Raw genomic sequence first — 25,457 nt, forward strand, 5'->3', positions numbered from 1 at the left:
GATAACGGACATTTCAATTGAGCCTTGACAAATGATGTAACGGCTCAATGCTAATGCCTATTTGTAGTCCATCATCCATCAGGAATGTCCAGGCCATATATAGGTTCTCAGACCTGTATGGCTGGTCAACATCTCACTTCACTTTTCCTGATGAGGAGTTTTCTGTGGCTATACATGACGCCGGGATGTTCACAGTGAAAGAAATCAACCGCCTAAAAATCCTTCATGATGTCATCGACCGCGGCCCCGGACTTCTGAACTTAGCTTTGACAAATATGGTGTCAGCCAGATTATGCGGTTGTGACCAGAACTCAGGTTAACCCGCCAGGGATTCTGCTAATGCTCCCGGCGTTTCCATTCCCGCTGCCGGGATCTTGCGACATGTTATCGCTTACTGCCTCCCGGATGGTATATGCAGCGGTGTTGTTCTTTTACCGGCTCAAGAACCAGAACCACTCAGGATATTCTCAGCCAACGTCTGACAACAAAGACGAAAACGTATCGTCTGCATATTGCCGTGCTCTCATGCCAACATCCTTTCTGAATTTCTTAGACATGGCCACCTGGCTTTACCGCAAGTCTTGCTATCTTGATTCCTGCCATCAGGATAACGCTGGATTAATCCTGGGATTGCCACGGTGTTCACCGTCATTTTTTGGCGATACTGAAAATGGCTACTATACTTAAAATGAAAAAGCTTTCGATGAGCTTTATTTAAAGGAGATTAGATAATGAAAAAGGTATTAGCTGCATTAGCGTTATCCGCGTTTGCATTTGGCGCCTCAGCCTCTCAGTTGATTACGAAACAAGAAGTTGACCATTTTAAACTGACCCATGTAGGCAGTATCTCTGTAGGACCTTCCGGCGGTCAATTCTCTTCTCCCTCTGACTTGCACGATCAGCTTTCAAAATTAGCTGATGAAAAAGGTGGCAAGTTCTATGTGATTACCGCGGCTCGTGAGCATGGTCCAAACTTTGAAGCAACTGCTGAAGTTTATAAATAACGATCCTGATAAATTTCATCAGAGCTTAATATAGCATCTGTTATATTTAACAGCCTGTTTCTCCTCGCACAGGCTGTTTGCTTATTTTTCTATCAGCTACGGTAAATCCCATTTTCATCAGTTTATCGGGTAACCACCCTGCTCCCGGGTTTCCGCCATTACAGAGGCAGACATCAGGTTGTGTGGCCGGGTTGTCAGTCGGCTTAGATCGCTCTTTTAACGAAAAACATCGTTTTTTGTATCAGATACGGTGTAAAACATATAACAGATGAAAACAGCACAGAAAAAAACAACGTTGCTCCCTGGAGAGGAATAGCCTGGGAATGATTTCCCGGGTACACTAGCAGTTAATTAAAATACTGCAACAGCGAGTAAGAATATTTAAACCATTAAGACCTTATTTTGCCTCGGGTTAAAAAACTCAATACTTTGAGCAATAAGGAATTCGATACAATCGACAAAAACATTTGAATCTAACAAAGCAAAAAAAATGACATTTTTGATAATAATCAGCGCCAGAATACCCTGAAGGAGCCGCGGCACTTCCCTGCTTCACGTTCTTCGTGTTCATAAAGTCGATGTAAATCATATCACCTCCGGCGATCTCTGCGCCCATTTCTATTCGGATAATGAAAAAAGATAGCCACGGCACTTCTTAAGTAACTGAAAACCTCATAACTGCTAACGACCTGATGACATACGCGAAAAACAATGTCGCCACTCTCGCAAAAGAGACATTATCCACTTTATTTACAAAGTAACATGTTAAATAATCAGTTAAGAATTAATACGCAGTAGAGGAATTAAGATGCGTTTCAGTACCATGCCCGACAGTGAAATTATTTCTGAACTGTGCCGAAGAATTAAAGAAACGCGTATACAGCTGGGATTGTCACAGATTGAGCTGGCCGAACGCGCCCAGGTCGGTGCGGCAACCATTAAGCGCGTTGAATTGGGTGAGTCGGTGACCCTCAGTACGCTTATTGGCATTTTGCGCGGTCTGGATCGTCTGCATCAGCTGGAGTCGATTTTATTCGATTCGCACATGCGCACCTTTAAGGCGCAGCTCAATGCCGAGACCCCTTCCCGTATCCGTATCCGTAAAAAAACGCCTCAGGCAAAAGAGAAATTGCCCACTGCTACGCCGCCTGGCGAGGCTAATGCCACCATTAACGAGTGGTACACCTCATCGGCTTCGAACAGCGTGGTATGGTCTTTTACACCGCCGGACGCGGAGAAAAAAAGCTAAGGGACTTAAGAAGACGGCCGGCAAGTTTCGCGGCCAGAGAAAGAGTAAACCGCCTGCAGCGCGCACAGGCGGTTTTATCCAAAATCAGGATTCACATACCGCGACTTTTATTGCCAGACCGCCCCGGGCGGTTTCACGGTATTTGGCATTCATGTCTTTGCCTGTCTCAAACATCGTTTCGATGACTTTATCCAGTGAGACTTTTGGATCGCTGGTCCGGTACATCGCCATGCTGGCCGAGTTAATCGCCTTCACTGCCGCAATCGCGTTACGCTCGATACAGGGGACCTGGACCTGCCCGGCCACCGGATCGCAGGTCAGGCCGAGGTTATGCTCCATGCCGATCTCCGCGGCAATGCACACCTTCTCCGGACTGCCGCCCAGCAGTTCGGCCAGACCGGCAGAGGCCATTGAGCAGGCCACGCCCACTTCTCCCTGGCAACCAACTTCTGCTCCGGAAATCGAGGCATTCATCTTGTACAGAATGCCAATGGCGCCCGCCGTCAGGTAATAGCGCATATAGATTTCCGGCGTCACCTCTTTGATAAAACGATCGTAATAGGCCAGTACCGCCGGAACAATGCCGCAGGCGCCGTTAGTCGGCGCGGTAACCACTCGCCCGCCCGCCGCGTTCTCCTCTCCCACCGCCATCGCGAACATATTGACCCAATCCATGGCGCTCAGTGGCGTAATCGACTGGCTCTGGGGCGCCAGCACGCGGTGCAGCGCAGAAGCACGGCGCGGTACTTTCAGCGGCCCCGGCAAGATGCCTTCCGTATTCATACCCCGGTTAATGGCGTTTCTCATGGTCTCCCAGATTTTCGCCATATTTTGCTCCACGCTCTCTCTGCCGTGGCGAGCGATCTCATTTTTCATCATCACGGCAGAAATCGACAGGCAGTTGTCATGACAGTGCGCCAGCAGATTACGTGCGGAATAGAACGGGAACGGAATATCGACTTCGGCATCCTGATTCTTACCAAAGTTTTCCTCCGTCACGATAAAACCGCCGCCGATGGAATAATAGGTCTGGAAATGGGCAATTTTGCCGTCGCAAAACGCCGTAATGCTCATGCCGTTTTCATGCAGCGGCAGAAATTCATTGTGAAAACGCATGCATTCCGCCACCGGGAACTGAATTTCTCGCTGGCCTTCTTCTATAAACAGACGATGCATGGTGTTCACATCACGAATAATACCGGGGATGGCGTCGATATCCACGGTATCCGGTAAATATCCCGATAGTCCGAGAATGATGGCGATATCGGTGTGGTGACCTTTACCCGTTAATGACAGTGAACCATACACATCCACTACCAGACGATTCACTTTTTGCAGCAGGCCCTTTTCCTGCAGGGTATCAACAAAATGTTTTCCCGCTTTCATCGGCCCGACGGTATGTGAGCTGGACGGCCCGATGCTGATTTTGAAAATATCGAAAACGCTAATCATGTGGCACCCATGCGGTTACATAGCAAAACGGATGCGCCGCCTGTGGCAGGCGGCGCTGAACACTTAGCTAAACAGAGAGAAGAAAATGGCGGAGATGGCAATTAACCCCATGACAACCACAAACGCATTGCTGATATGACCGCTGTACTTGCGCATGGCCGGGACTTTGTTAATGGCATACATTGGCATCAGGAACAAAATCATCGCGATAACCGGACCGCCCAGGGTCTCAATCATGCCCAGGATGCTTGGGTTCAGGGTAGCGACAAGCCAGGTCGTCACCAGCATAAACAGCGCGGTAATCTTGTTCAGCTTATTGATTTCGATGGATTTACCTTTTCCGCGCAGAGATTTAATCACCATGCCGTTGAAACCTTCACGCGCCCCGAGGTAATGGCCAAGGAAGGATTTGGTAATCGCGATCATGGCGATAATCGGTGCCATCCAGGCAATCACCGGCGCGTTGAAGTGGTTCGCCAGGTAGGAAAGAATGGAGATATTCTGAGCCTTCGCTTCCGCCAGGTTTTCCGGTGAGAGGCTTAGCACGCAGCTGAACACGAAGAACATCACGGTCAGCACCATCATGATGTGGGCGAAGCCCAGGATACGCGAGCACTTGCGCTCAGCGTCCTGACCATATTCTTCCCGCTTTGCCACCGCAAAGGAGGAGATAATTGGCGAATGGTTAAAGGAGAACACCATGACCGGGATTGCCAGCCACAGGGTCATCCACAGACCGTTCCCCGTTGCGGAGGCGCTGCTCAGCGACAGCGTATCCAGTACTGCGCCGTTCCATTGCGGTATCAAATACAGCGCCAGCACCATCAGCGCAAAGACGAATGGAAACACCAGCACGCTCATGGCTTTAACAATCATTTTTTCGCCAAAGCGGACGATTCCCATCATGCCGACAATGAGAATCAGCGACAAAATGGCGCGCGGCGGAGACACCAGACCAAGCTGGTGAGTAATAAAGCTATCAACCGTGTTAGTAATAGCCACGCTGTAGACCAGCAGAATCGGATAAATAGCGAAGAAGTACAGCAGCGTGATGAGCTTACCGGCGCCCGTACCGAAATGCTCTTCCACAACTTCGGTAATATCTTCCCCCGGGTTTTTGCCCGACAGAACAAAACGAGTTAAACCACGGTGGGCAAAAAACGTCATCGGAAATGCAAGAATAGCCATGATGATTAACGGAATTAAACCGCCGACCCCGGCGTTAATTGGCAAAAAAAGCACCCCTGCGCCAATCGCAGTACCGTACAGACCCAGCATCCAGACGGTATCACTCTTTCTCCAGCCGCTGCTCTCGCGAGCGACGAGGGTATTTTGAACGGTTTCCATAATATGGCCTCAGTAATATAAAGTAGCGTCAGGTTTATTTGACGCTGATTCAGGTAATAAAAACGTGGTGTTTATTTGGCTATTTTATGAAATGCAACTATGCTAATTCACTAACCGCGATCACATAACCTGATTTACTGCAGTGACTTTTAACGTATCAAAATTAACCCCGAGAATTCGTTATTTTTTTAAGGTATCATTTTTAATACGTTATTATTTTTCGTATGATCTTAACTGCCGTTTCTTTATATACCCAGAACCTTGAGGTAACAAACAATATTTGTCATACGATTAATAAAAAATTAAAGGCATTATTTCCCGACATGAAAATTCACCGCGGGTAGTGGTCCTGTTTTTGCGCAGAGGAAATGACCGCATCGTCACCTCCTCCCCTTAAACTGCCCTACACCCCTTTGTAATGCTCTTTACTCAGGCCATACTTCTTCATTCTGAGGTAGAGTTTTTTACGCGGTATAAGCAGATACTCCGCCACCTCATTGATACGTCCCTGGTGGATATTCAGCGCTTCAGTGATAATCTGCCGCTCGACGTCCTCAACCCGCCGATCCAGCGGCGTAGGTTCGCCGACAAGCATCTGCGGATTCACCGTTTCCGCGAGCGGTAATACCCCCACCGCAAACAGCTCGGCGGCGTTCGCCAGTTCGCGAACGTTATTTGGCCACACTCGCCGCATCATCCCCTTCAACAGACCGGCATCCACCTCCGGGACGGGATGATTCAGCCGTTGACAGGTTTTTTGCAAATAGTGATGAAACAGCGGCTCGATATCATCAGGTCGCTTTGACAGAGGCTGGCAGCCAATTTGCGTCATCGCGAAGCAGTAATAGAGTTCCGCCACTATCTGGCTGCTGGCGGCCAGTTCCACCAGCGAAGCATTACCGATACCAATCAGGCGAAAAGGCCGTTTCTCATGACTCTGCAGCTGTACCAGATGATGCTGTTGCCCGTGAGTCAGATGCTCCAGGTGAGTTAAGACCAGCGTCCCGCCCTGGGCTTGCGCGATCAGTTCATTCAGCGTGTGGGCGTTAGCCGTATTTAGTTCGCAGGAGATAAACGGACCGTCGGCGTGACGCCCTAACTGGTGCAGGTAACGCGCGCCGGTCATGCGGCCGGTTCCCGGCTCGCCGTAAAGCCATACCGCAATATCCGTCTCTGCCAGCTGCTGAAGGCGCTGGCGATATCGATCCGTCCATTGGCTACGGCCAATAAGCTCAACCTGTAATTTTTGCTGACAATACTGGCGACGGGCGATCACCGATTGCCTCTGACGCAGCGCGGCATCCACCAGCGTGAGCAGCTTGCCCGGATCGATCGGTTTTTGCAGGAAATCCCAGGCCCCTTTTTTCACCGCCTCCACCGCCATCGGCACATCGCCGTGACCGGTGATAAGCAGAATCGGCAGCAGATCGTCATCCTGATGAAACAACGTCATTAAATCGATTCCGGAGCAGCCGGGCATGCAGACATCGCTTAAAACAATGCCGGGCCAGTCCTTCGGCACCCGCTCCCGCGCATCAAAAGGATTATTACAGGCACTGACGTGATACCCCGCTTGCTCAAGCAGCTGCGTATAGGCATCCAGCACATCGGCATCATCATCAATCAGCAGAATCGAACAGTTATTACTCAACATCTTTTACATCCGTCAAATTGAATTCCAGCACCACGCAGGCACTGCGCGTAAACGTCGACGCCAGGCGCAACGCCCCTTCCATTTGCGTCATCAGCGAAACACATATCGAAAGCCCTATTCCCAGTCCCACGGCTTTGCTGGTAGTGAACGGCTTCAACAGCGAAGGGAGTAAGGCCGCAGGCCAGCCGGGGCCGTTATCGGCAATCAACACGCACAGCCTTTCGCCCTGGATTTGCCAGCTCACGGTGATTTGCGCTGCGTGCGGGCAAGCATCAAGGGCATTTGACAGCACGTTCACCAGCACCTGATGAACACGCACTTCGTCTCCCAGGATCCAGACGGTGTCATCCGGTATCAGCAGCGTCCCCTGCTGAGGTTTATGTCGCATCGCCAGCAATTCCCACGCCACGGTAAATGTCTGGCGCAAATCGACCGGGTGCAGCGCTGTTTCCAGTTCTGCGCGGCGGGTAAACTGGCGCAGGGAGCGGATAATCGCGTCAATGCGGTTGATCAGCCCTTCCGCTTTGCTTAACGTCGTCCGCGCCTGCTCCGTCTGTCCCTGCTCGATTGCCCTTCCTGCGGTAAAAAGATACATCGACAGCGCATTCAACGGCTGATTGATCTCATGCGCCAGGGTGGTCATCGTCTGCCCCACCACCGCCAGTTTAGCAGTCTGGATCAGCTCGTCCTGAGTGGCACGCAGATCGGCCTCAATCGCTTTCCGCTCGCCTATCTCCTGTTCAAGCTGCTGTTTTTGCGCATTAAGCTGACCCAGGGTATGGCGAAGCAAACCGGCAATACGTCCCAGCTCGTCGCGCCCGTAAACCGGAATGGTCGCCTCGGTCTGGCCCAGACCAATCTGCACCACCGCCTGATTCAGCGCGGTAAAGCGTTTCACCAGCCGCGAGCGAATAAAATAATGATTCAACCCCCACGCCAGCAGCAGCGCCAGCAGCGTCGCCACCAGGATTAGCCCGCCGCTGACCCGGACAATCTGCCCCATACGCTGATTAAACATCTGCATCTGCTGGTGACTGCTGCCAAGCTGGGCTTCCAGCAGCGTTCTGAAGCGTCCCAGCGTCGCTTCTCTGGCGCGGCTGGCTTCCACGAGCGCTTTTTGCGCAGTAACGTAGTCGCGCATGGTGTCCGGCATCTTATTTTTCACCATGCCAATTTCCAGCAGCTCATCGATCGTTTGTCGCAGGGTAATGGTGCTCGGCCAGTCATCCAGCGCACGAATATTTTCATCCGACGTTTTCTTCAGGTTTTCAAGATAGCGGATATGCGTCTCCACCAGCATGCCGTCATCATTACCGGATTTCAGTTCATTGAGCCTGTCGCGCAGGTCGTCAACGATCTGATTTTCAATACGAGCCAGGGTATAGACCTGCTGTTGTTCATTCTGTACTTCCCGGGAGCGTTTCAGGTACTGTGCCGCATCCCCCTGTCGGGCTTCAATCTGATCGAGCAGCGTTCCCTGTTGCCAGGTAAAATCCTGCACCAGCGAATTCAGCTCGGTGGTGAAATCATCGTGCAGCCAGTCGATCCGCGCCGAAAGCTCTCCCACCTTTTCGCGAACCAGAAACATGTTGTAGAGCACGCGATCCAGTTCCGCCAGCAGCGCGCGGCTGTCCTGCAATATCACCGCCAGCTGCTGGCGTTCTGCCGGCGACAACCCCTGGCTCAGCCGCTCTATTTTATCCAGATGCTGGATAATCTGGTTGCGCAGCTGCAGCCGTACCGTGGTATTCGGCGCCAGCAGAAATTCATTGAGCTGATCAACCACCAGGTTGAGATTCCCTTCAATCAGAAAAGCCGAATGGATGCGCGGAAAATACTCATCCAGCGAATAGCGGATCTGCGAACTTTGCTCATGCCATGAATAGAGGCTGACGCTGCTGACAATCAGCGTCAGCAGCGCCCCCATCAGAAAAGCCCCGCGTAGGCTGCTACTGATACTGATTTGCCGCAGACGTTGCAGCATGGACCTGCCCATCATTTCAGTTCTTCCAGTTTATTAATCCCCTGCCGCTGATTGTTGAGAAACCAGAGCTGCCACTCCATCATCTGCTGTTCCGCGAAGCTCTTATTGTCGAACTGAGCCAGCCAGGCTTCATCCTCGCTGCTCGCCGGATCGACCGGCACACGGGTCAGCAACGCGCGTATCTCGGGCAGCGGACGCTTGAGACGGGCCTCCGCGCTATGCAGCGCTCGCCAGGCATCTTTTAGCTGGGCAAGACGAAAGCTGATCGCCGTATCGAACATCCGTTGAACCAGACGCTGGCGTTTGAGGATCAGCCGATAGTTCAATGGCGGTTGATTCATCAGCACCGCCTGCTGCGCCGCCCGCGGATTGCCTGCCGCCAGCGGCGTTACCGGGTATTTCCCGGTATTAGCATCGGCGAGGATCGCCTGGCCCTCCGGGCTTAACAGATAGCGAATAAACCTCCGCGCCTCGCTGGCGTGCTGACTGTTTTTAAGCACCGCGACATAAGTCGGCGAAACCGCCGACTGCGGGAAATAGGTAAAAGCCAGGTGCGGATCGTTCAGCAGCAGATTGGCGTAGTTATCAATCACCGGACCGGCAACGCCCAGGCCGCTTTTAATCTTATCCGCCACCCCAAAGCTGCGGGATGAAATGGTCACGAGGTTTCCGGCACTCGTCAACAGCGTTTCCCATCCCTTAATCCAGCCCTTTTGTTGCAGCAGCGACTCCACCATCAGATGGTTGGTATCCGAACGCGACGGACTGCTCATCAGCAGCGCCCCCTGATAGCGGGGATCGGTCAGGTCATCCCAGTCCGCTGGCGCAGGCAGATGCCGTGTCATCAGCGCCGAGCGATTAATCAGCAAACCGAACCCGGAAATCGCCACGGCCACGGAGGTGGAGCGGATAGATTCCGGCACCAGATGTTGGCTGACTGCCGGCGCACCGCTGAACGGCGCCAGTTTTTGATGCTCCTGAAGATGCTGCAGCAACATCGGCGACGAGGTCAGGATCAGATCGACATTTTCGGCATTTGCCGTATCAAGCAGCTGTTCCAGCGAGGCGCTGGTGCGGTTGAGCGTCCTGATCATCACTGACCCCGGCTCCGTCTGCCAGCGATCGATAATCCACACGGTGGCGCTGGGAGAAAATGTCGTCGCCATCACCAGCTCATTGCTTTGCGCCGCACAGGGTCTCAGCCAGGCGGTCAGCAGCATCAGCGCGAGCATTTTGCTCACTATCCCGCCCCGACGAAGAGACATGTTTGTGATCCCGTTCATAAATATTGAAATACCGTAAAAATAGCGTTGAGACAAAACTTACCCGTTTATGAAATCTGGCGAATTAATCACCGCGACCGGCAAAATAGTCAAACGGGCGTCCGGGAATATCAGGAAAGATTACCAGATAATGATTGGGGAATTTGCTGGTATCCGCACAAGCCTGACATAAAATCAGCGCAAAATTATTTCCGCAGGCTCTCGCTCATTCAATATGAGTCAAAAGTAACCTATCACTTCATTATTTTGAGTCAGTTTTGACTCATTTTGACAATTTGTATTTTATAGCCGCTTATTTCACCCTTCAGGTCGAATACTCCTGATGTTCACATCAATATAAAATACAGGTGACGACATGTTATCATTATTAAAAAAAGGGCCGTCGGCGAATAAAGTTCCTGCTGAGAAAATTCAGGCAACTTATGGTCGATACCGCATGCAGGCGCTGCTAAGCGTATTTCTGGGATATCTGGCGTACTATATTGTGCGCAATAACTTCACATTATCCACGCCCTATCTGAAAGAGCAGTTAGACCTTAGCGCCACGCAGATCGGTTTGCTCAGCAGCTGTATGCTGATAGCGTACGGTATCAGTAAAGGCGTGATGAGCAGCCTTGCGGATAAAGCCAGCCCGAAAGTGTTTATGGCCTGCGGTCTCGTACTGTGCGCAATCGTCAACGTCGGGTTAGGATTCAGTACCGCATTCTGGATCTTCGCTGCGCTGGTTGTCCTGAACGGCCTGTTTCAAGGGATGGGGGTCGGTCCCTCTTTTATTACCATCGCTAACTGGTTCCCGCGTCGGGAGCGTGGCCGCGTAGGGGCTTTCTGGAATATTTCCCATAACGTCGGCGGCGGGATTGTCGCCCCGATCGTCGGCGCCGCATTTGCGATTCTCGGTACCGAGCACTGGCAGAGCGCCAGCTACATTGTGCCGGCCTGCGTGGCGGTGGTATTCGCCATCAGCGTACTGGTGCTGGGTAAAGGTTCGCCGCGCGAGGAAGGCCTGCCTTCGCTGGAAGAGATGATGCCGGAAGAAAAAGTGGTGCTGAAGACCAAACATACTCAGCAAGCGCCGGAGAACATGAGCGCGTTCCAGATCTTCTGCACCTACGTCCTGCGCAACAAAAACGCCTGGTATGTCTCCTTCGTCGATGTCTTTGTCTACATGGTGCGTTTCGGCATGATCAGCTGGCTGCCTATCTATCTGCTGACGGTGAAACATTTTTCTAAAGAGCAGATGAGCGTCGCCTTCCTGTTTTTTGAGTGGGCAGCGATTCCTTCTACCCTACTGGCCGGGTGGCTTTCCGACAAGCTGTTCAAAGGGCGCCGGATGCCGTTAGCCATGATCTGCATGGCGCTAATCTTCATCTGTCTGATCGGCTACTGGAAAAGCGAATCTCTGCTGATGGTCACGGTATTCGCGGCGATTGTGGGCTGCCTGATTTACGTTCCGCAGTTTCTGGCCTCGGTCCAGACCATGGAGATCGTCCCCAGCTTTGCCGTTGGTTCAGCCGTGGGTCTGCGCGGATTTATGAGCTATATCTTTGGCGCCTCGTTAGGCACCAGCCTGTTTGGCGTGATGGTCGATAAAATGGGCTGGCACGGCGGGTTCTATCTGCTGATGGGCGGGATCGTCTGCTGCATCCTGTTCTGCTACCTCTCTCATCGCGGCGCGCTGGAGCTTGAGCAACAGCGAAAAATCACCGAGCAGGAAGAGGCACGTCTGGCGCTGGCTGACGCACAGTAAGCGCCTGATAACGTAGAAAGAAAGTGCCAGCCTGCTGGCACTTTTGGCCTTACGCAGAGTTGGCCGTCGTTAGGCAGACACCCTTAAATAGGGCGCAATACTCGCTAATTTTTCCCGGGTTTCCGTCAGTTCGCGTTCCGGCGTCGATTGCGCAATGATCCCCGCCCCCGCCTGTATCCAGCAGCGCTGGCTGTCCTGAAATACGGATCGCAGGACTAACGCCGCATCAAAGCGCGTGTCCTCCAGCAGCAGCACCGCCCCGGAATAGAGCTCCCGCGGCGTCTTCTCAATTTGCATAATCGCGCTCAGGGCCGCATTCTTGGGGATACCCGAGGCGGTAATCGACGGAAACAGCACGGTAAATGCATCCCAGGCATCCTTACTTTCCGCAAGCTGACCGCTGACGCAAGATCCCAGATGCTGAACGCTACCGCGCTGGCGAACCGACATCAAATCTTCAACCACCACGCTGCCCGGCTGGCAGACCACCGCCAGTTCAGCGATCGCCTCCTTCACGGAAAGGATGTGCTCCAGCACCTCTTTACCGTCATGCAGCAGCTCGGTCTCTTTCTCCTTATTCTGCTGCGGATCCCCCATGCGATCGCGGGTACCCGCAAGGGGTTCAGTGACGACTTTGCTTCCGCTGACCGACATCACCAGCTCCGGGCTAAACCCCAGCGCTTCTCGCCCCTGCTGGCGAAACATAAACGAACGGGTGGGCGTATTGGCCTGCCGCCCGCATAATAGCGTGGAGGGCATATCAATACGCGATGGCAAGGCAATAGCCCGCGAGACAATCGCTTTGACATATTCACCGCGGCGGATCGCCGAAACCACGCGCGCCACCTGCTCCTGATAGGCTTCACCGTTGTTGGCGGTATCCACAGTCACGGTGTTACACGGCGTCGCCGTACCGGCTGCTTTTACCCACTCGCACAGACGTCGGCATTCGCTGGCGGTGTCGGCAGAAACGGTGACATTTCCCTGTTCAAAAATCAGTTCCTCACGGGGAACGGTTAACGTCAGCAATGGCCACTCGCCAGCGTGATAGGCTATCCCCCGGGTATGCGCTGCAAAGTTAAACCCGACCTGGCCATATACCCGACGCCCTTTCACCTGAGGATGGGCCATAAAACGACGCGCGCAGTCGGTAATGGAATCCACCGCCCATTGCTGCTCTCCGTCCGCATTGATAAAGGTCGCCCGCGTGCCGTCAGCATTAATGATCAACCGTGCCTGGCATCCTTTGCCGATATACCAACACGGTTGCCGCTCATAGACATAGCACTCTTCATCGGCGAACTGGCGTAAGACGCCACAAATCGTCGGCAGCCGCCGTTCCTCTGGGAGCGCCAGATGTAAAAATTCACTGATTTTCATCCCTTACCTCTCTGTGTTATTCCCGGATCCTTCAATTGCGTTTGTCGAATGCAGCCGGGCAGAAGCAATCCACGCTGCCAGCAGCGTGAATGTGCCGCCAAACATAAAGCAGGCCGCATAGCCAAAATGCTGCGCAATTACGCCGCCAACCACGCCGGCCAGAATGGCGATGGCGGCATCAGTACATTGAAAGAGCGTAAAATCGACGCCAGCCTGCAGAGGCGATGAAAGCGTCATCAGCGTGGCGTAAAGACAGACCAGGGCGCAGGCCAGCGAAATGGATTGCAGGATGATCAGCCCCTGGAGTAACGGCAGCCGCAAATGTCCCGGCGCCAGCAGCAACGTCGTTACTATTGCCATCAGCACGACGCCCTGGAGGCCATAAGCCGCAAGCAGCGCTCTGCCGGGGGAGGTGTATTTCATCAGCACCCCGCCCGCCAGCGTTCCTGCGATACCAGCCGCGATATTGCCAGCGCTGAATAGCGCGCCGAGCGCCGACATGCTCAACCCCTGATCCAGCAGCAGCGGCGCCAGAAGAGGCAACACGAACCGCATCCCGGTATTCAGCATCAGCACCAACAGTAAACCCAGCCGCGCCTGTCGCCTTTTAAGCGCATAACCCAACGCCGGAACATGCGGTACAGACGTGATGCGCATGGGTTCGGCAATGCGCCACAGGGGAACGGATAAGACCAGGATCAGCGCCGCCATGATCAGCATGGCCACCGGCCAGTCGAATGCCGCCGCTAGCATCAGGAAGACGCCGCCGCCGCACATCATTCCCAGATAGCTGCCGCCGACCTGGACGCTATTTCCCCAGCCGTAACCTGCGCGACTGAGCTGATCGACACAAAAGCCGTCGCTGGCAATATCGATGGTGGCGGCAACCGTACCCGCGAGTAAAAACAGCGCAAACAACGCGGCGATTTGCGTGTCGAGAAATCCCCCAGTTCGCCCGACCGCGCCGGTCGCAGCGGCAACCGTCAGGATCGCCACCAACCCGACCTGACCCCGGAGGATTAACAGGCGGGAACGACGCTCCGGGCGATCGGGCGGCAGGCGCCAGCGCTCAATCCACGGCGCCCAGATAAACTTCAGCGCCCAGGGCAACATAAACAGCGTTGTCGCGCCGGCAAGGGCCAGCGAGCCGCCGGCGGCGCGCACCAGCGCAGGCAGGGACTGCATAGAGAGCGCCGATACCAGGCTCTGCGTCACATAGATCCCGGCAATGGCAAAAATCACCCGTCCGGTCGTTAACGGTTTCACCTGCGACTGAACATCACTCATGCAGTCGCTCCTCAGATGCGTCAACCTCTGCATCACGCCAGACGCGCGCGGCCATTTGCGCCTGCCACAGCGCCTGGTAACGTCCCTGACGGGAGAGCAGCTGCGCATGCGTGCCCTGTTCAACCACTTCTCCCTCTTCCATCACCAGGATGTTTCCGGCCCCGGCGATGGTTGACAGGCGATGGGCGATGATAATTACCGTCCGGTTGTGAACCAGATGATCAATAGCTTTCTGTACCGCCAGTTCGCTATCAATATCCAGCGCGGCGGTCGGCTCATCGAGAATGACGATCGGCGCATCTTTCAATAAGGCCCTGGCAATGGAAATTCGCTGGCGCTCGCCGCCCGAGAGCTGCCCGCCCATCTCGCCCATTGGCGTCAGCCAGCCTTGCGGAAGACGGGAAATGAATTCAAGACACTGCGCCGCGCGGGCGGCCTCTTCCACCTCCTGCTGCGTGGCCTGCGGGCGGGCGATAAGGAGATTCGCCAGCAGCGTGTCATCAAACAGCCAGACATCCTGAAACACGACGGAAATCAGGCTATTGAGCTGTTCCGCCGTCAGATGACGAATATCGACGCCACCGATAGAAATCTCTCCCTGCTGCGGATCGGCATAGCGCATTAACAGTTTGCTGACCGTGGTTTTACCGGCGCCTGAGGCACCCACCAGCGCGCTCATGCTGGCGGCCGGAAAGGTCAAAGAGAGGTTGTTGAGCGCGGGATCGCCGCTGTCATCATAGCGGTAGCAAATGGTGTCAAAGCGGATATCGTAACGCTCCGGCATCTCGCCGCGTTCTGCGACGGGAAGCGGCGGGAGCGCCATAAACTGCTCAATACGCTGCAGGGCGCTGGCGATCAGTTCCACCACCGAGGTGTAGCTGATAAACATCGCCATTGGTTCCGAAAAACGCATTATCATCGCGGCGGCGGCTATCAAAAAGGCAAGGTTCAGGGTCCCTGTCACTACCCAGACCACCCCGGCTAACACGACCACCTGCAGGCCCAGCTCCACGACGCCGGCGATCAGCATCGTCGCGCCGGCGCTCTGGCGATGCGTGCGGCTCTGTAAGCTTTCCAGCGCATTAAAATGCGCCAGCAACGCCCGGCTTTTTTCGCCATCGCTGCCGCAGGTACGCAAAACCATCATCCCTTGCGCAAATTCAACGATATCCCCGCTCAGCCGCTGGTGCGCTTCGCCCAGGGTCTGCATTTGTCGGCGCATCGCCGGCCGGCGCCAGTAATAAAACGGCACCAGCATGGGAAAGATCAGCAACATCACCAGCCCCAGCCGCCAGTCGATCCACAACGTTGCCAGCGATGCGGTCAGCGGAGTGACGATGGTTAAAAGCAAAATATTGGCTATCGCAATCACATAGTTGAGATTTTCATCCACGCTGCCCAGCAACAAGGCGTTCGTTTCGCCCGCTCTGCCGCGCTGGAGTCTTTCCAGCGGCACGCGGCGTAGCTGTTCGCCCAGGCGCAGGCGCAATTCATGGGTGGCCTGCGCCAGATGACCACGGTATTCAAAGCCCAGCCCATACCAGCGTAGCGCCAGCGCCGCGAACGCCGTAGCGCTGAAAACCAAAGCCCAGGTGAGAAGCGGCGATGCTTCACCACGTAATAGCGCATCAACGATCGGATAGAGGCAGGCAAAGGCAATCCCCTGCATCAATGCCGCCAGCAGCAGCGCAATCATACTGCGCCGCAGCATCCCTGCCTGACTGCCAACGCTGGAGATAAGCTGGCGCCAGATGACGCGCCAGGCCAGGTTATCCGCGGGATTAATGGCTTTCATTTTCCGCCTCCTCTGGTTGTGTTCTCCCCGGCATCCATTGCTGCGCCTGCTGATAGCGCTGCCACAGCTGCTGATAAAGGCCGCCCTGGGCTAACAGTTGCCGATGACTCCCGCGTTCCCGGAGCCGCCCGTCGGAAAACAGCAGTATCATATCGGCGTGAGTCACCATGGAGAGTCGATGCGCGACCATGATGACCGTCCGGCCGCGCATGGCCGCCGCAAGGGCTTTGATCAGCGCCGCTTCGTTTTCCGGATCGGCAAACGCCGTCGCCTCATCGAGCACAAGAATGGGGCGATCCTGCAACAGCGCCCGGGCGATGGTGATGCGCTGCCGCTGACCGCCGGAGAGAAAGACGCCGCGCTCCCCGACGCGGGTGCTGTACCCCTCCGGCAACGCGCTGATAAATTCATGGGCCTGCGCCACTCTGGCCGCCGATATCACCGCTTCCAGCGGCGTATCCGGCGCGCCCAGACGAATGTTATTGGCGATGGTGTCGGCAAAAAGGAAGTTGTCCTGGAATACAAACGAGATTTGCTGCATCAAGGTGTCCGTCTGCATATCGCGCAGATCCACGCCGCCGATGCGAATATGGCCTTTATCGGGATCGGCATAACGCAGCAGGAGTCGCGCCACGGTGCTTTTCCCGGCGCCGCTCGGCCCGACCAGCGCCACTATTTTTCCGGCAGGTACATGAAAGCTCACCTCCTGCAGCGCCGCGCCTGCGCGCGCTTGTGGATAGTGAAAACTCACCTGCTCAAAGGTAATACTCGCATCGTTCGGCTGCCGATCGACAAGCGGACGGGAGAGTTCCGGCATCGCGAGAACCTGATAAATACGCTGAATGCTTAAACGCGTTTGCGCGACCAGGTTATTGAGCATCATCATGGGCATCACCGCTTCCGCCATCCCGCTGCCCAACAGTAAAACGGCCACCCAGGCGATAAAATCGAGGCTGCCCGCCTGCATCAGGCCGTATCCGCACCAGATCAGAACGAATAAGGTCGGCAGCGGATTGAGGATCGAGAATGAAAAACGCGCTGAAAAGCCGGCTTTGCGATACCAGATTTTGAGCACATCGATCCACTCCTCAAGGGCATGCTGATAGCGCAAAAAGCTGGTGCTGCCGCTATCAAACGTTCTGACCACCGGCATGGCCTGCACGAACTCAATCACCGCGGCGCTGACCTGCTCGCGCGCCTGATGATAACGCTGAGCCATCTCTCCCGAGCGCTGGCGGGCGAGAGTAAGTATAAGTGAACCCAATGCCAGCACCCCCAGCGTGGCAATGGCCAGCCGCCAGTCCAGCCAGAACAGGATAACGGCGGTCGCCAGGGGCATGACTATCGCGCGAGCGTACAGCGGCGTGCTGTCAGCAACGAAAATGTGTAACGACTTCACATCATCCAGCATCACCTTCGCCATCGCACCGCTGCCCATTTGCTGTAACGCGCCCGGGGCAAGCTGCACGGCTTTCTGCGCTAATCTGCTGCGCAGAATATTCTCCAGATGAAACGCCGCATAATGCGAGGTGTTAAATGCCTGCAGGCGCAGGACAAAAGTCAGCGCCACGCAGCCAAATAGCCCTCCCAACGACCAGAGTGGAATAACGTCGGGCGAGACGCGAAGATCGCGCAGGCTCCATGCCAGAAAAAGCAGCGCCGCAAGGCTGGTGATGGCCGCCAGACCCGCCAGCGCCATCGCCAGAATGACCTTCCGGCGAACCGGGGTTATCACCTGCCAGAGCGGGAACCGGGACGAAGATTCAGTATTGGATGATTGAGATGACATGGGAGTGGCTGAATTTCCTGATGAATTTTTACGGACGCCAAAAACGCTATTTCAGGGTGGCGTTCTGAGAATTAATGTGAATAATAACCATTATCAATTACTCATCTACCCCATTCGGTTCTATTTTTACCCGCATTGGTTTAAGCCACAGGGAGATAACCCGGTCATGACGGAGTCACCACAAACGCAATCTGCAATCTCAATTCATCAGTTGGTGGTCGGGAAACCCGCTAACGACGGTACTATCCCGGCCCAGTGCGAACTGCTGCGCTGTTCGTTGCAGGAAGGGATGGATATTTTGCTCTGGAGAGGCCATTTTGCGCAGCCTGAGACGTTACAGCTTCACGATGATCTGGGCAGGATTAACTTCTCGTGCATCCTCGAGGGCACCTCGCGTTTTGCCATCCAGGGGCTCAGACGCCACACCGAGTGGGAGCTGGCCCGCAATCGCCATTACATTACCCACACGCCAGATTGCCGCGGCAGCGCCGCCTACGGCGGCCGATTCGAGAGCATCACCCTCTCCTTCAGCCCTGAAACCCTCGCGCTGTGGGTACCGGATATCAGTACAGTCATTAAAAATAAGATCGACTCCCACTGCTGTTGCCAGCAGCAGCGCTGCAATGCGGAAACCCATTTAACGGCCCAGGCTTTGCGTCATGCGCTAATGCGGATGCACGGCGGATTCAGCCATGAACAAAAGCCTTCGACCCTCTGGCTACAGGGACAGAGTCTGGTGATGCTAAGCCTGGTCCTGGATGAGCACCGCGAAGACGCCAGCTGCTTCTCCTGCCACTTCAACCCGGTGGAGCGCCAGAAACTGCTGCGGGCAAAGGATCTGCTGCTGGCCGATTTGACGCAGGCGCCGGGCGTTGCTGAGCTGGCGAGAGAGTCCGGTTTGAGCGTGCTGAAAATTAAGCGTGGCTTCCGCGTTCTGTTTAACAACAGCGTCTATGGCCTGTTTCAGGCTGAACGCATGCAGGAGGCACGAAGAAGGCTGGCCAATGGCAACACCTCCGTTATGACGGTAGCCGCCGATCTGGGCTACGCCAACGCCAGCCACTTCTCTGCCGCTTTCCAGAAACAGTTTGGCGTCACCCCTTCCAGCTTTAAACGCGTCATCTGATCGCCGATTGACCCCTCCCCGTCAGCGGCCCGGAACCCCCCTCCGGGCCTCAGTGCTTTCCTCCAGTGATTAACCCGAAACGGGCATAAATAGACCCGTTTCGGGTAGCACTCAAATGTTAATAATTATTATTCTCATGTAAGGAGTATTTTCCGCTAAGACGTGCCATCAGGAGGAAGAATGATTTCTGGCGCACCATCTCAGAAACCGCGGTTACCGGACAACGGCAACGCGGCTGATTATCAACAATTACGCGAGCGGCTCACGCAGGAGCTAAATTTAACGCCGCAGCAGCTACATGAAGCGTGCAATTTGATCCAGGCGGGCCTGGATTCAATCAGATTGATGAGATGGTTAGACTGGTTTCGTAAAAGGGGCTACCGCGTGACCCTGCGCGAACTGTATGCCGCCCCCACGCTGGGCGGGTGGCGCCAGCTGATGCGCAGCCGTTCGCCGGAGAAACCGGCGGAGGAAACGGCATCCGGTGAAAGCGTCTGGCCGACCATGACCGAGGGTACCCCCTTCCCTCTGACGCCGGTCCAGCATGCCTACCTGACGGGGCGAATGCCTGGACAGCCCCTCGGCGGCGTGGGCTGCCATCTGTATCAGGAGTTTGCCGGCTATTCTCTGACGGCGGAAAAGCTGGAACAGGCCATCGCGATCCTGATGCAGCGCCACCCGATGCTGCATATCGCCTTTCGCACCGACGGACAGCAGGTCTGGTTAAAGCAACCTTACTGGAACGGCGTGACGGTTCATGATTTGCGCCAGAACGACGCCGCCAGCCGCCAGGTCTATCTGGACGCCCTGCGCCAGCGCCTGAGCCACCGCCTTTTACGCGTGGAGATCGGCGAAACGTTTGATTTTCAGCTGACGCTGTTGCCCGATAATCGCCACTGCCTCCATGTCAATATTGACCTGCTGATTATGGATGCCTCCAGCTTTACGCTCTTCTTCGATGAGCTTAATGCTCTGCTGGCGGGCGAATCGCTGCCGGCTATCGACCCCCGCTATGATTTCCGCTCCTATTTGCTGCACCAGCAGAAGGTGCATCAACCGCTGCGAGACGAAGCCCGCGCGTACTGGCTGGCGAAAGCGCCTGCGCTTCCTCCTGCGCCGCACTTGCCGCTGGCCTGCGACCCCTCCGCGCTACGTGAAGTCCGTAATACCCGACGCCGCATGATTGTCCCGGCCAAACAGTGGCATGCGTTCAGCCAACGGGCCGGTGAGTACGGCGTCACCCCGACAATGGCGCTGGCAACCTGTTTTTCCGCCGTCCTGGCTCGCTGGAGCGGCCTGACGCGGCTGCTGCTCAACGTAACGTTATTCGACCGCCAACCGCTGCACCCGGCGGTTAGCGCTATGCTTGCCGACTTCACCAATATTCTGCTGCTGGATACCGCCTGCGACGGCGATACCGTCAGCGGCCTCGCGCAGAAGAATCAGCTGACCTTTACCGAAGACTGGGAGCATCGTCACTGGTCCGGCGTCGAACTCCTCCGGGAGCTCAAACGCCAGCAACGCTATCCCCACGGCGCCCCGGTGGTATTTACCAGCAATCTGGGACACTCTCTTTACAGCAGCCGCGCGGAACCGCCTTTGGGCGAGCCGGACTGGGGCATCTCGCAGACGCCGCAGGTGTGGATAGATCATCTGGCCTTCGAACATCAAGGCGAGGTCTGGCTGCAATGGGACAGCAATGACGCCCTGTTCCCTCCGGCATTAGTAGCGACGTTGTTCGCGGCCTACTGCCAGCTGTTTAACCAGCTCTGCGAAGATGACAGCGCATGGCAAAAACCGTTCCCGGATACCCTGCCCGCCAGGCAGCGCGCGATTCGCCAGCGGGTCAACGCGACCGACGCGCCCATTCTCGCAGGACTGCTGCATGAAGGCATTTTCCGCATCGCCCTCCAGCAGCCGGAGGCACTGGCGGTCACAGATGCTCATTATCAGTGGAACTACCGTGAACTGACGGACTTTGCCCGCCGTTGCGCCGGCAGGTTAATCGCGTGCGGGGTGCAGCCGGGCGACAATGTGGCGATCGGCATGTCAAAAGGCGCGGGACAGCTGGTTGCGGTGCTGGCCGTACTGCTGGCCGGGGCGGTCTACGTTCCGGTTTCGCTGGACCAGCCCGCCGCGCGGCGCAAGAAAATCTATGCTGACGCCAGCGTTCGGCTGGTGCTCATTTGCCAGCACGACGCCAGCGCGTGGTCAGACGATGTTCCCCTGCTTGCCTGGCAGCAGGCCATTGAGGATGAACCGATCGGCAACCCGGTGGTTCGCGCACCGACACAACCGGCCTACATTCTCTACACCTCCGGTTCTACCGGCACACCGAAAGGCGTGGTCATTTCTCACCGGGGAGCGCTCAACACCTGTTGCGATATCAATAACCGCTATCACGTAGGTCCAGGCGACAGGGTGCTGGCGCTGTCCGGCCTGCATTTTGATTTATCGGTATATGACATTTTTGGTGTCCTGAGCGCCGGCGGCGCGCTGGTTATGGTGATGGAAGAGCAACGGCGCGATCCCCGCGCGTGGTGTGAACTGATCCAACGCCATCAGGTCACGCTCTGGAACAGCGTCCCGGCGCTATTCGATATGCTGCTGACCTGGTGCGAGGGTTTTGCCGATGCTGCGCCGGCAAATCTGCGCGCGGTAATGCTTTCCGGCGACTGGATCGGTCTCGATCTTCCCGCCCGCTTTCGGGCCTATCGGCCGCAAGGGCAGTTTATCGCTATGGGCGGCGCCACCGAGGCGTCTATCTGGTCTAACGTCTGCGAGGTCAGAGAGGTTCCTGAGCACTGGCGCGCCATCCCCTACGGTTTTCCGCTGGCTAACCAGCGCTACCGGGTAGTCGATGAGCGGGGCCGGGACTGCCCCGACTGGGTGCCCGGCGAATTGTGGATTGGCGGCCTCGGGGTCGCTGAAGGCTATTTCAACGATCCCCTACGCAGCGAGCAGCAGTTTTTGACGCAATCGGGCGAGCGCTGGTATCGCACCGGCGATCTCGGCTGCTACTGGCCAGACGGTACCTTAGAGTTCCTCGGCCGCCGCGATAAGCAGGTCAAGGTCGGGGGATATCGCATCGAGCTGGGCGAAATTGAGAGCGCGCTCGGCCAGGTGGCGGGCGTGAAACAAGCCACCGTTCAGGCGATCGGGGAGAAAGAGAAGACCCTGGCGGCCTGGGTTGTTCCTCAGGGGGAGGCTTTTTGCGTTCCCCATCATCGCGATCCGTTGCTGCCGCAGGAATGGCGTACCCTGGCAGGAACGCTGCCCTGCTGCGCCTGCCCGCCAGAAATCTCCGCCGCTCAGGTCGCTGATTTTCTGCAGTATCGCCTGTTAAAACTGCATCCGGGCCACGCCTCTGACGTCGATCCGCTCTCCCTGATCGATTCGCTCGCTATCCAGCCGCGCTGGCAGGCCGTGATGGAACGCTGGTTAGCCTTTCTTGCGGCTCAACAGCGGCTGCAGCCCGCCGCTGAGGGTTAGCAGGTCTGCGCGGCAGAAGCGCCGGAAAAGCGCCATCCTTCGTTCAGCGGGCATGACCTCACCTTAATGCAGATTCTTCGCGGCGCGCGCCACGAACTGTCATTACTGAACGATGCGCGGTGGTCGCCGGAAAGTCTGGCTTTCGACCATCCGGCCAGCGCCTTGTATATCGAGGAGCTGGCGACAATGTGCCAACAGCTTTCCCGACGTTTACAGCGCCCGGTACGCCTGCTGGAGGTGGGTGTCCGCACCGCCCGCGCCGCAGAGTGCCTGTTGTCCCGCCTCAACGCTGGCGAGGTTGAGTATGTCGGGCTTGAACATAGCCAGGAGCTGCTGCTGAGCGCCAGACAGCGGCTTGCCCCATGGCCTGATGCCCGTCTGGCCCTCTGGAATGCGGAGACGCTGGCGGCGCACGCGCATTCGGCGGACATTGTCTGGCTGAATAATGCCCTGCATCGTCTGCTGCCAGAAGATCCCGGACTCCTTACGACCTTACAACGGCTCGCCGTCCCCGGAGCGCTGCTCTACGTCATGGAGTTTCGCCAGTTGACGCCGTCTGCCCTGCTCAGCACGCTTCTGTTAACCGCTGGACAACCGGAGACTTTACTGCATAACAGCGCAGCGTGGGCAACAATATTCAGCGCCGCCGACTTCAGCTGTCAGCATGGCGATGAAATCGGCGGATTACAACGCTTCCACGTCCAGTGCCCGGCCAGCCAGATGCGCCGGGACCCGCGTAAACTACAGGCCGCCCTTGCCGAACGCTTGCCCGGGTGGATGGTGCCGCAACGGATCCACTTCCTTGACGCTTTCCCGCTGACCGCTAACGGAAAAATTGACTATCAGGCGCTGACCCGTCGCCATACCCCTGAGGCGGAAACACTGGCCGAAGCGGATTTACCTCAGGGCGATACGGAAACATGCGTGGCCGCCATCTGGCAGCAGCTGTTGTCGATCGGCACCGTCACTCGGGAGACCGACTTTTTCCAGCAAGGCGGCGACAGCCTGCTGGCCACCCGTCTGACCGGACAGCTCCATCAGGCGGGTTATACCGCGCAATTAAGCGATCTGTTTAATCATCCCCGACTGGCGGATTTTGCCGCTACCCTGCGTAAAACCGACCTCCCGGTCGAACAGCCATTCACCCACTATCCTGAAGATCGCTACCAGCCGTTCGCGCTTACCGACGTGCAGCAGGCCTACCTGGTCGGACGGCAGCCGGGGTTTGCCCTGGGCGGCGTAGGCTCCCACTTCTTCGTTGAATTTGAGGTTGCCGATCTGGATATCCGCCGGCTGGAGAGGGTCTGGAATCGTTTAATCGTCCGCCACGATATGCTGCGCGCCGTTGTTCACGATGGACAGCTGCAGGTTCTCGAACAGACTCCCCCCTGGATCATACCCGCGCACGTTTGCCCAACGCCAGACGAGGCGCTGCGGCTACGTGAAAAACTGGCGCATCAGGTACTCAACCCCGAAATCTGGCCGGTATTCGATCTCCAGGTCGGATACGTCGACGGGATGCCCGCCCGACTCTGGCTGTGCCTGGATAACCTGTTGCTTGACGGGCTAAGCATGCAGATCCTGCTGGCGGAGCTGGAAAACGGCTATCGCTATCCGCAACAGCTGCCGCCGCCGCTCCCCGTCACTTTCAGGGATTATCTGCAGCAACCCGCGCTGCGGGCGCCAGACCCAGACTCCCTGGCCTGGTGGCAGACTCAGCTGGACGATATCCCTCCGGCGCCGGCGCTGCCGCTGCGCTGCTTGCCTCAGGACGTTGCGACGCCGCGCTTTGCGCGCCTGAACGGGGCCATGGACAGCGCGCGCTGGCGCAGATTGAAACAGCGGGCGGCTGAAGCCCACCTTACCCCGTCGGCCTTACTCTTATCGGTATGGTCGACGGTGCTCTCGGCATGGAGCGCGCGGCCTGACTTCACGCTTAACCTGACGCTTTTCGACCGCCGTCCGGTGCATCCGCAAATCAACCAGATTCTGGGCGACTTCACCTCGCTGATGCTGCTGAGCTGGCTGCCTGGCGACAACTGGCTGCACAGCGCGCAGCGACTGCAGCAGCGCCTGAGCCAGAGCCTCAATTATCGCGATGTATCCGCCATCCGCGTGATGCGTCAGCTGGCGCAACGGCAAAATCTGCCCGCCGTGACCATGCCGGTCGTCTTCACCAGCGCGCTCGGCTTCGCGCAGGATAATTTCCTCGCCCGGCGCAATTTACTCAAACCGGTCTGGGGTATCTCGCAGACGCCGCAGGTCTGGCTCGATCACCAGGTTTATGAGTCCGAAGGTGAATTGCGCTTTAACTGGGATTTTGTCGCCGCCCTGTTTCCTGCCGAACAGGTGGAGCGACAGTTTGCCCAGTATGGCGAATTGCTCAATCGGATGGCCGAGGAAGAGAGCTGCTGGCAGCTGCCGCTCGCCGCGCTGGTTCCCCCCGTTAAACTCGCGGAACAAAGCCCCGCGCCCGCTCCGCGCGGCTGCCCTGAGCGCCCGGTGTCCGGCGTGGCGGCGGACGAGAGCACTGTCCGTCTGATTTGCGACGCCTTTCGCGAGGTGGTGGGCGAATCGATTATGCCCGCGGATAACTTTTTTGAGGCGGGCGCCACGTCGCTGAATCTGGTGCAGCTGCACGTTTTGTTACAACGTCACGAATTTTCCACGCTGACGCTGCTTGATCTCTTTACCCACTCCTCTCCAGCCGCTCTGGCCGAATACCTTACCGGCGTCGCGATGGAGGAGAAAGCCACACGCTCTCGCCCGGTTCGCCGACGCCAGCGGCGGATTTAGCGCGAACCAAACTGATTTTTTCCGGGACGCCGTCGCGCAAGCGCGGCGTGCCATTGACTTTGTGACTCTTAG

Annotated in this window: 13 protein-coding genes and 1 pseudogene; 5 read left to right on the forward strand and 9 right to left on the reverse strand. The window is 56.3% G+C overall.

Annotation, left to right across the window (positions count from 1 at the left end; translation table 11 throughout):
* Positions 1–731 precede the first annotated feature (731 nt).
* Entirely contained in the window at positions 732–1,004 is a 273-nt protein-coding gene (locus tag HMPREF3178_RS05405) for a YdgH/BhsA/McbA family protein (RefSeq protein ID WP_004113093.1), read from the forward strand.
* An 808-nt stretch (positions 1,005–1,812) separates the two neighbouring features.
* Positions 1,813–2,253, forward strand: a complete 441-nt coding sequence (locus HMPREF3178_RS05410) for a helix-turn-helix domain-containing protein (protein ID WP_004102076.1) — start codon at positions 1,813–1,815, stop codon at positions 2,251–2,253.
* Between the two features lie 84 nt (positions 2,254–2,337).
* Here the strand turns inward: HMPREF3178_RS05410 and HMPREF3178_RS05415 are convergent, their stop codons facing one another.
* The 5 genes from HMPREF3178_RS05415 to pgtC form a co-directional block, all read right to left on the reverse strand.
* On the reverse strand, positions 2,338–3,705 hold the full coding sequence (locus HMPREF3178_RS05415) for an L-serine ammonia-lyase (RefSeq protein ID WP_004102078.1): 1,368 nt from the start codon (positions 3,703–3,705) through the stop codon (positions 2,338–2,340).
* A 63-nt stretch (positions 3,706–3,768) separates the two neighbouring features.
* On the reverse strand, positions 3,769–5,052 hold the full coding sequence (locus HMPREF3178_RS05420; RefSeq protein ID WP_004102080.1) for an HAAAP family serine/threonine permease: 1,284 nt from the start codon (positions 5,050–5,052) through the stop codon (positions 3,769–3,771).
* Positions 5,053–5,455: 403 nt separating this feature from the next.
* Positions 5,456–6,706: a two-component system response regulator PgtA gene (gene pgtA / locus HMPREF3178_RS05425; protein WP_029496871.1), complete on the reverse strand. Its 1,251-nt coding sequence runs from the start codon at positions 6,704–6,706 to the stop codon at positions 5,456–5,458.
* Positions 6,696–8,705, reverse strand: a complete 2,010-nt coding sequence (pgtB, locus tag HMPREF3178_RS05430; protein ID WP_004102084.1) for a two-component system sensor histidine kinase PgtB — start codon at positions 8,703–8,705, stop codon at positions 6,696–6,698. The genes pgtA and pgtB overlap by 11 nt, the downstream gene beginning before the upstream one ends.
* Positions 8,702–9,922 carry a phosphoglycerate transport regulator PgtC gene (pgtC, locus tag HMPREF3178_RS05435; protein ID WP_070585052.1) on the reverse strand — a complete coding sequence of 407 codons (1,221 nt, stop codon included), beginning with the start codon at positions 9,920–9,922 and terminating at the stop codon, positions 8,702–8,704. Before pgtC ends, pgtB begins: the two co-directional genes overlap by 4 nt.
* A 406-nt stretch (positions 9,923–10,328) precedes the next feature.
* Between pgtC and pgtP the strand changes: the two genes are divergently transcribed.
* Complete coding sequence (gene pgtP / locus HMPREF3178_RS05440) at positions 10,329–11,720, forward strand: phosphoglycerate transporter PgtP (protein ID WP_004113099.1); 1,392 nt, start codon at positions 10,329–10,331, stop codon at positions 11,718–11,720.
* A gap of 69 nt (positions 11,721–11,789) precedes the next feature.
* On the opposite strand, the gene HMPREF3178_RS05445 is transcribed toward pgtP, so the two are convergent.
* From HMPREF3178_RS05445 to ybtP, 4 genes are read right to left on the reverse strand one after another with little or no spacing between them, the layout of a single operon-like run.
* On the reverse strand, positions 11,790–13,100 hold the full coding sequence (locus HMPREF3178_RS05445) for a salicylate synthase (protein WP_017145882.1): 1,311 nt from the start codon (positions 13,098–13,100) through the stop codon (positions 11,790–11,792).
* A gap of 3 nt (positions 13,101–13,103) precedes the next feature.
* Positions 13,104–14,387, reverse strand: a complete 1,284-nt coding sequence (locus HMPREF3178_RS05450) for an MFS transporter (protein WP_017145881.1) — start codon at positions 14,385–14,387, stop codon at positions 13,104–13,106.
* Entirely contained in the window at positions 14,380–16,182 is a 1,803-nt protein-coding gene (ybtQ, locus tag HMPREF3178_RS05455) for a yersiniabactin ABC transporter ATP-binding/permease protein YbtQ (RefSeq protein ID WP_017145880.1), read from the reverse strand. The genes HMPREF3178_RS05450 and ybtQ overlap by 8 nt, the downstream gene beginning before the upstream one ends.
* Complete coding sequence (gene ybtP / locus HMPREF3178_RS05460) at positions 16,169–17,881, reverse strand: yersiniabactin ABC transporter ATP-binding/permease protein YbtP (RefSeq protein ID WP_029496822.1); 1,713 nt, start codon at positions 17,879–17,881, stop codon at positions 16,169–16,171. Before ybtP ends, ybtQ begins: the two co-directional genes overlap by 14 nt.
* A gap of 256 nt (positions 17,882–18,137) precedes the next feature.
* Between ybtP and ybtA the strand changes: the two genes are divergently transcribed.
* Together ybtA and HMPREF3178_RS05470 are read left to right on the forward strand one after the other, a co-directional pair.
* On the forward strand, positions 18,138–19,097 hold the full coding sequence (gene ybtA, locus HMPREF3178_RS05465) for a yersiniabactin transcriptional regulator YbtA (RefSeq protein ID WP_004102097.1): 960 nt from the start codon (positions 18,138–18,140) through the stop codon (positions 19,095–19,097).
* Positions 19,098–19,277: 180 nt separating this feature from the next.
* Positions 19,278–25,385: pseudogene (locus HMPREF3178_RS05470) on the forward strand (non-ribosomal peptide synthetase).
* The last annotated feature ends 72 nt before the right edge of the window (positions 25,386–25,457 follow it).

It is taken from the genome of Klebsiella sp. HMSC09D12, from assembly GCF_001808475.1.
GTDB lineage: Bacteria > Pseudomonadota > Gammaproteobacteria > Enterobacterales > Enterobacteriaceae > Klebsiella > Klebsiella oxytoca.